The 6,450-nt window shown below is 42.2% G+C and carries 11 protein-coding genes and 1 pseudogene; all 12 read left to right on the top strand.

Annotated elements, in window-relative coordinates; genetic code table 11:
* Positions 1-53 precede the first annotated feature (53 nt).
* A pseudogene (locus AB6D07_RS19645) lies at positions 54-197 on the top strand (NAD(P)-dependent oxidoreductase); the annotation flags it as partial.
* Between the two features lie 273 nt (positions 198-470).
* Positions 471-1,088: an RraA family protein gene (locus AB6D07_RS19640; protein ID WP_012604027.1), complete on the top strand. Its 618-nt coding sequence runs from the start codon at positions 471-473 to the stop codon at positions 1,086-1,088.
* Between the two features lie 80 nt (positions 1,089-1,168).
* Positions 1,169-1,657 carry a GNAT family N-acetyltransferase gene (locus tag AB6D07_RS19635; RefSeq protein ID WP_029223186.1) on the top strand — a complete coding sequence of 163 codons (489 nt, stop codon included), beginning with the start codon at positions 1,169-1,171 and terminating at the stop codon, positions 1,655-1,657.
* 18 nt (positions 1,658-1,675) lie between these two features.
* Positions 1,676-2,233: a nucleotidyltransferase family protein gene (locus tag AB6D07_RS19630; protein ID WP_017104351.1), complete on the top strand. Its 558-nt coding sequence runs from the start codon at positions 1,676-1,678 to the stop codon at positions 2,231-2,233.
* A gap of 139 nt (positions 2,234-2,372) precedes the next feature.
* Positions 2,373-2,789 (top strand): NUDIX hydrolase, encoded by a 417-nt coding sequence (locus AB6D07_RS19625; RefSeq protein WP_372091202.1) that lies wholly within the window; start codon positions 2,373-2,375, stop codon positions 2,787-2,789.
* A 25-nt stretch (positions 2,790-2,814) separates the two neighbouring features.
* The gene (locus AB6D07_RS19620) at positions 2,815-3,252 is read left to right on the top strand and encodes an NUDIX pyrophosphatase (protein WP_017104349.1); all 438 of its coding nucleotides are present in this window, start codon (positions 2,815-2,817) and stop codon (positions 3,250-3,252) included.
* A gap of 87 nt (positions 3,253-3,339) precedes the next feature.
* Positions 3,340-3,747: a VOC family protein gene (locus AB6D07_RS19615; protein ID WP_017104348.1), complete on the top strand. Its 408-nt coding sequence runs from the start codon at positions 3,340-3,342 to the stop codon at positions 3,745-3,747.
* 77 nt (positions 3,748-3,824) lie between these two features.
* Positions 3,825-4,259, top strand: coding sequence for a GNAT family N-acetyltransferase (locus AB6D07_RS19610; RefSeq protein ID WP_017104347.1), 435 nt, complete (start codon positions 3,825-3,827; stop codon positions 4,257-4,259).
* Positions 4,260-4,348: 89 nt separating this feature from the next.
* Positions 4,349-4,705, top strand: a complete 357-nt coding sequence (locus AB6D07_RS19605; protein WP_029223185.1) for a hypothetical protein — start codon at positions 4,349-4,351, stop codon at positions 4,703-4,705.
* Positions 4,706-4,741: 36 nt separating this feature from the next.
* Positions 4,742-5,212 carry a GNAT family N-acetyltransferase gene (locus AB6D07_RS19600; RefSeq protein WP_017104345.1) on the top strand — a complete coding sequence of 157 codons (471 nt, stop codon included), beginning with the start codon at positions 4,742-4,744 and terminating at the stop codon, positions 5,210-5,212.
* Between the two features lie 49 nt (positions 5,213-5,261).
* On the top strand, positions 5,262-5,876 hold the full coding sequence (locus tag AB6D07_RS19595) for a LysE family translocator (protein WP_017104344.1): 615 nt from the start codon (positions 5,262-5,264) through the stop codon (positions 5,874-5,876).
* A 110-nt stretch (positions 5,877-5,986) separates the two neighbouring features.
* Positions 5,987-6,403, top strand: a complete 417-nt coding sequence (locus AB6D07_RS19590) for a VOC family protein (protein ID WP_029223184.1) — start codon at positions 5,987-5,989, stop codon at positions 6,401-6,403.
* Positions 6,404-6,450 lie beyond the last annotated feature (47 nt).

The raw sequence follows: 6,450 nt of genomic DNA, 5'->3' as shown, positions 1-6,450 counted from the left end.
CATTAGTGATTGTACTCACTTAACTCAGTGTCCAAAACTGCTGGTGCGGATCAGTAAGAAAGATCCGTTGGGAAGAGTTTGAGTCAGAAAATGGCTCTATGGCCGTTGGTATTGAACAACTGAATCTAAAATTACCAATTAGTTCTTCGTTTGAGGCTACTGAGTCAATTAGTGAATATATTGAAAATTACATATAGTTGAGTGCTTATTTCTAATTACCAACCCTAGTTACTTTTAGTTACTTTTAGTTGAGTTTAGTCTCTCCGGCGTCTGTACTTAAGTTAATCGGTAGCGTCACAATAATTTCCTTTCGTAACAGATATGAAGCTACCGAGTCGCAGGAATAGATCTTTTTGTAGAGCTGAGTCCGAGGTCAACGTTATCTTTGAGTTAGCTCTATATCATTGAATGACAAGCGTGCGTCACACCTTTGTTTGGCGTGAGGGTTAGTTCAAACATGGAGTGAAAATATGAAGTCAGATTTTTCAAAACTTGCGACAACCGATTACGGAAACATACTGAGTAACGACCACTTTATTAACTTTAGCATTGGTCCTCTTTGGCAGGGAATGCCGCCAATTTTTGGAGAAGCGTTTACTGTCCAGTTAACGTCTGGTGATAATTTAATGCTTCATTCAGCCATATACGAAGCACCTGAAGGTTCCATCATTGTAGTGGATGGAGTTGATAGCGAATATGCAGTAGCTGGTGGTAATGTATGCGCAGTCGCGAAGAGTCGAGGTATCAAAGGCTTTATTATTGATGGTGTCATTCGAGATTTGACTGAAATTTCAGATATGAAGTTTCCAGTTTTTGCGAAAGGTGTTCATCCAGTTCCGGGAAAGAAAGAGATCTATTCTGAATTGGGCGCTCCAATCACTTGCGGGGGAGCAAAGGTCTCTACGGGAGATATCATTGTTGCTGATGCAGAAGGTATTGTCGTTATTCCTAAATCCAGAAAAGACGAAGTGTTTTTAATAGCTTCACAGAAAGCAAGTAAAGAGGCGTCATTAACACTCGCTGAGTGGGAAATAAACCATAGGGCCAAAATAGCCCAAGCAATAACGTCTGCGAAACAAAAATCTTAATTGGTGCAGCAAGTTGATTTGTAACGCGTGGCATTTTGCATCAATTAACAGGCGTTAGGCGACAACGAATAAATTCATCCATGGAGAAGAAAGTGATCGTACGGACTGCGACGAAAGAAGACTCAAGTGTCTTGTTAGAGTTTATTGAACAAAAAGCCGACTTTGACCGGAGTATGAAAGGGTTTAGTGGCGAAATCTCGACAACTATAGAGAAAATCGAACGCACACTATTTGGTGATTACGCATTTGCTCATGCATTAATATTGGAACGGAATTGTGAGCCTTTTGGCTTCGCACTGTATCACTATCGATATTCATCCTTCAGTGGAGAGCCATCAATCTGGCTTGACGACCTATTGGTTACAGGAAATCAAAGATCAAAAGGGTATGGCCGTGAACTTATGTTGGCTTTAAAGTCACAAGCGGAGTCATCATATGTCTCTCACATCTCATGGACGGCAAGTCCACATAATAAGAAAGCGCATGATTTCTACAAAAGGTTGGGTGCAGAGGTTGAGCGAATGGATGATCAAAGACCTTATTTCCGTTGGGCAATGTGCGATTCGTGAACAGATAAAAAGAGAGCGATGAATAAACAAAAACTAAAGAACCTCATTCAACAAGTTCCTGAGTTAATCGAAACAGCCAACGTATGTCGTGAGGTGGGCTTGCCAAACTTCTATATTGCAGGCGGTGCTATCACTCAAATCATCTGGAATGATATCGAAAACAAACCGCTTCTAGACCAAGTTAAAGACTTCGATGTTGTCTATTTCAATAATGCTTCAGCCCTCACTGAGGACGAATTCAAAAACCGCATTCGTTCGCGGTTAAGTCATCATGTCGACGTGGATGTAAAGAACCAAGCGACCATCCATGAGCATTACGCTAAGAAGTTCGGTTGCTTGATTCAACCATACGATCGTGTTGAACAAGGTATCGAGTCTTGGCTTTCTGCGTTTGCTATCGGGTTTACTCTGGATGATTCAGGCGATATCAAGTTGTTTGCACCATACGGTGTAGAGGACGCGTTTGATATGCTGATTAAACCGAATAAGCGAGCAATGACAGAAGCGAACTACAACAAAATGACGGCTGGTTATAAGGCCCGATGGCAGCAAGTAAAAGTGTTCCTTTGGGATTGATCGATAGAGCTTTACGAGATGATTCTCAACATTTGGTATTTAACTCGGCTTGGCGTTAGGGGCAAGTTTGAACGCAATCTCAGAATTGTTAGTCACTTAGCTGTACGTTTGTCACTTGGTAAGAATTAAGGAGTTTTAAGTGAGTCATGAAGTAAGAGTAGGTGTCGCTGCGGTTATTCTACGTGAAGGACGAGTACTACTTGGAGAGCGAATTGGTTCTCATGGGGCTCATACGTGGGCAACGCCGGGCGGACACCTTGAATGGGGTGAGAGCATTGAAGAGTGTGCCAAACGTGAAACACTTGAAGAGACAGGCCTAGTTGTTAGTGGATTTGAAAAGCTCACTTTTACCAATGATATTTTTGAGAAAGAGAACAAGCACTATATTACGCTGTTTGTTGTTGCTTCTGACGCTAGCGGCGAACCGCAGGTGACAGAACCTGATAAATGTAAGCAATGGAAATGGTTTACGCTAGATGAGTTACCTGAGCCATTGTTTCTTCCTCTGACGAATCTGTTGAGCGATCCGGTCATCCTTGGGAAGCTAGCGCAGTAAACGCGAATGATTGGAGGGCAAATCAATGAGAGCACCTTTTCAAGTTTTAGTCTTTCCCTACAAAACAGTCGACACCAAACCTCGGTTTTTAATCGTACGCAGAAGTGACAATAGTTTATGGCAGGCAATATCCGGTGGTGGCGAAAATGATGAATCAATTCTTGAAGCAGCAAAACGAGAGCTTTCTGAAGAAACTCAGTTAGTCGGTGATAACTGGCAGCAGCTTGATTCAATGTGCATGCTTCCAAAAGTCTTTTATGCAGGGAATCACAATTGGACTGAGCATCCATTCGTCATTCCTGAGCATTCCTTCTCAGTTAAAGTCACAGAAGATCCTGAACTATCAAGTGAACACACAGATTACCGTTGGTGCGACTACCAAGAAGCTATTGAACTTCTAACATATGACTCAAACAGAAACGCGCTTTGGGAGATTAACGAAAGGCTTTATAAAGCTAGCTAAAGTACACAGATTAATTAACTCTATATTAGAGTGGAAATCCTGATTAGATTCTTACTAATCTCTCGCTATTTAGTGAATAGGTAAATCATGACATTACGAGTAGTTCCAGAGCTTTATTGTTTCGATATTAATGTGAGCAAATCCTTCTTTGTCGATGTGTTGGGGTTTGAAGTGAAATACGAGCGCCCAGATGAAGAGTTTGTTTATCTAACGCTTGATGGTGTTGATGTGATGCTTGAAGGGATTGCGGGCAAAAGTCGAAAATGGCTTTCAGGTGATCTGGCGTTACCTTTAGGGCGTGGCGTTAACTTTCAATGGGATGCTATCGACATCGAACCTCTATATCAGAGAGTTAACGAAAGCGCCGCTGATTCTATTTACTTAGCGTTAGAGTCGAAGTCTTATCAATGTGGAGAGTCCATAGCGATTCAGAAGCAGTTCATCGTTCAAACTCCAGATGGTTATCTCTTTAGGTTCTGCCAAGATATTCGTTAACACATAAGTATTATTAGCTACTCATTTATTACGAGAAACACGGCTAACTAAGTACCCGTATAAACAAGGAGAGTAGAGTGGTCAACATTCGGGAAATGGACATTTCAGACTACGACTCAGTGATCGCGTTGTGGTGCCAGACAGAAGGCATGAGTATTCGCGATGCCGATTCGAAAGAAAGCATTGCGAGCTATTTAGATCGTAACCCTGGTCTGAGTTTTGTGGCTGAAAGTAACAACGAGATCATTGGCGCTGTGTTAGTCGGAACGGATGGACGTCGTGGGTATTTACAACATTTAGCTGTCTCGGCCAACTTTAGAGGGCAAAAGTTAGGTTGTAAGCTTGTCGCAGAGGCGGTCAACGCTCTTGCAGGGGTAGGCATCCCGAAGACTCACTTGTTTGTCTATAACGACAACATCAACGCTCAACAGTTTTACGAAAAGTTGGGCTGGTTTCCTCGAGATGAAGTTCGAATGTACTCGTTTAATAGCTCGAATAATAGTAACGTTTAGCCTTAAAGGTTAGTGCTGGTTGAGCTTGAATTTGTAACAGATTCGCGCCCATCTTCCCAATATCAAAACAATCCTTGGAGTATTTAGGAATGTTGTTTTTTAGTCTGTCTAAACCATTGATTCAAGGCTCCGAGTTATGTTTTGAGCTGCTCAATTTCTTAACCGAGCATAAGAGTGATTTCGAAGAAAAGTTAACCCCTGATCTGTCATACATCGATGATATGGCACACGTGGTGGACGGTATTAAAATCAAAGACGTTCTACACATCAATGCGAATCAATACCGCCTTCAATATTCGTTTGATTGGGAGCTGTTTCTAGGTTGTTCAGATAGGAACGAAACTGGTGTCGAGAATGGAAGTGTTCTATTCACGCTTGAGGACGATAACGTGCTTAATATCAACTTCCCAAACTACGGTTCTCGAGACACTAGCGATGAGCTCTAGTCGGTTTTTCGTGCGTGTTATACAGAAGGAACAACAATGATAACTATTGAAAGGCTTCAAGAATCACATGTGGCGTTAGTTCAGGCCATCCAACTCGCCGATGAACAGGTTAAGTTCGCTGGTACAGCTGCAGAGTTTTTATTAGACGGCAGTGAAACGACGCACTTGCACGTGATTAAGTCTGATAACGAAGTTGTTGGTTTCTTTAAGCTGGATATAGCTTACGCAGAGCACTACGAATTCTGCCCTGAAGGAAGTATTGGCTTAAGAGCTTTTGTGCTTGATAAAAACCAGCAAGGTAAAGGTTTAGGAACGGGCACGGTCAAAGCTTTGTTTCCATATTTAAAAGCGAATTACTCAGCGTATGAGTTGATTTACTTAACCGTGAATTGCAAAAATCCCGCAGCATTCAACTGTTATAAGAAAGGCGGCTTCGAAGATACCAATGAACAGTATTTAGGTGGCGCAGCAGGCCCGCAATTTATCATGCGCGCTCAAATCGTTTAGTAACATAAATAGGTTAATTGTCGAACGACAAACGATCTAGGGAGGGATCATGTCAATTACATCAGGAATAGCTCTATTTGTTGCGATGTTACTATCTGCAGCCATACCGGGACCCAGCGTTCTCGCAGTTCTGTCGAGGTCTCTAAGCTTTGGTTGGAAACAAGGCTTGTTAGTGGTGCTTGGCGTACTAATCGCGGATTACATTTTTATATTCTTAGCTTTGTCTGGTTTATCAGCTTTAGCTAGCGCAATGGGTGAATTTGCTACGGTAATTAAATATGTAGGCGTTACCTATTTGTTTTGGTTGGCTTACACAACATGGACGTCAGATGTTAGTGAATCATCGAGTACATCTTCGGAGCAAGGAACGAAAGCCTCAAGCGTGACTATCGGCTTATTGATGACAGTTTTAAACCCAAAGGCGATTTTGTTTTACATGGGTTTCTTTCCCGCATTCATAGACCTAAAAACATTTACCACAACAGATGTGATGATGATTTTGGTGATTTCAACTGTAGCTGTAGGTGGAGTATTGAGTCTCTATGCTTGCACTGCCTCTAAAGCTCGTTTTGTATTTCAAGGGCGCTCAGCAAAGATGCTATTGAACAGGTTATCAGGTGGCTTTTTGGCGACTTGCGGTGCTTTGCTAGCAACTAAAACATGAGTACTCTTAGGACTGTTTTAACCATAACACCAAACTAAGTGTTAACATCTAGTGTCTTTGCCTGCTTCATGGCATCATTCCACGTAGCTAAAACCCCAACAAGGTATGTTATGAAACAGAATATTGTCCACATTGCACTCGTGGTAAAAGACTACGATGAAGCGCTTGATTTTTATGTAAACAAGCTTAAGTTTGATCTCATCGAAGACACGTATATACCAGAAGAAGATAAACGCTGGGTTGTTGTTGCTCCACCAAATTCAACCGGTGTGAGCCTGTTACTTGCTAGAGCTTCCAAGCCAGAGCAACACGATTTCATCGGTAACCAAGCTGGTGGACGCGTATTCCTATTCTTAAACACCGATGACTTCTGGCGTGATTACGAACGCATGACGTCTTTGGGCATTAACTTTGTCCGAGAGCCTAAAGAGCAAGGTTACGGTACCGTTGCTGTGTTTGAAGATCTTTACGGTAACTTGTGGGATCTGCTTCAGTTAAACCCTGAACACCCTATGGCTAACAGGTAGATAAGCTTAGTCAACAACCCTAATTCTAGTCATACGGATTGGCAGGA

It is taken from the genome of Vibrio sp. 10N.239.312.C11, from assembly GCF_041466065.1.
Lineage (GTDB): Bacteria > Pseudomonadota > Gammaproteobacteria > Enterobacterales > Vibrionaceae > Vibrio > Vibrio tasmaniensis_A.
Note: the sequence above shows the minus strand (reverse complement) of the source record. Positions and strands in the feature narration are given on the sequence as shown.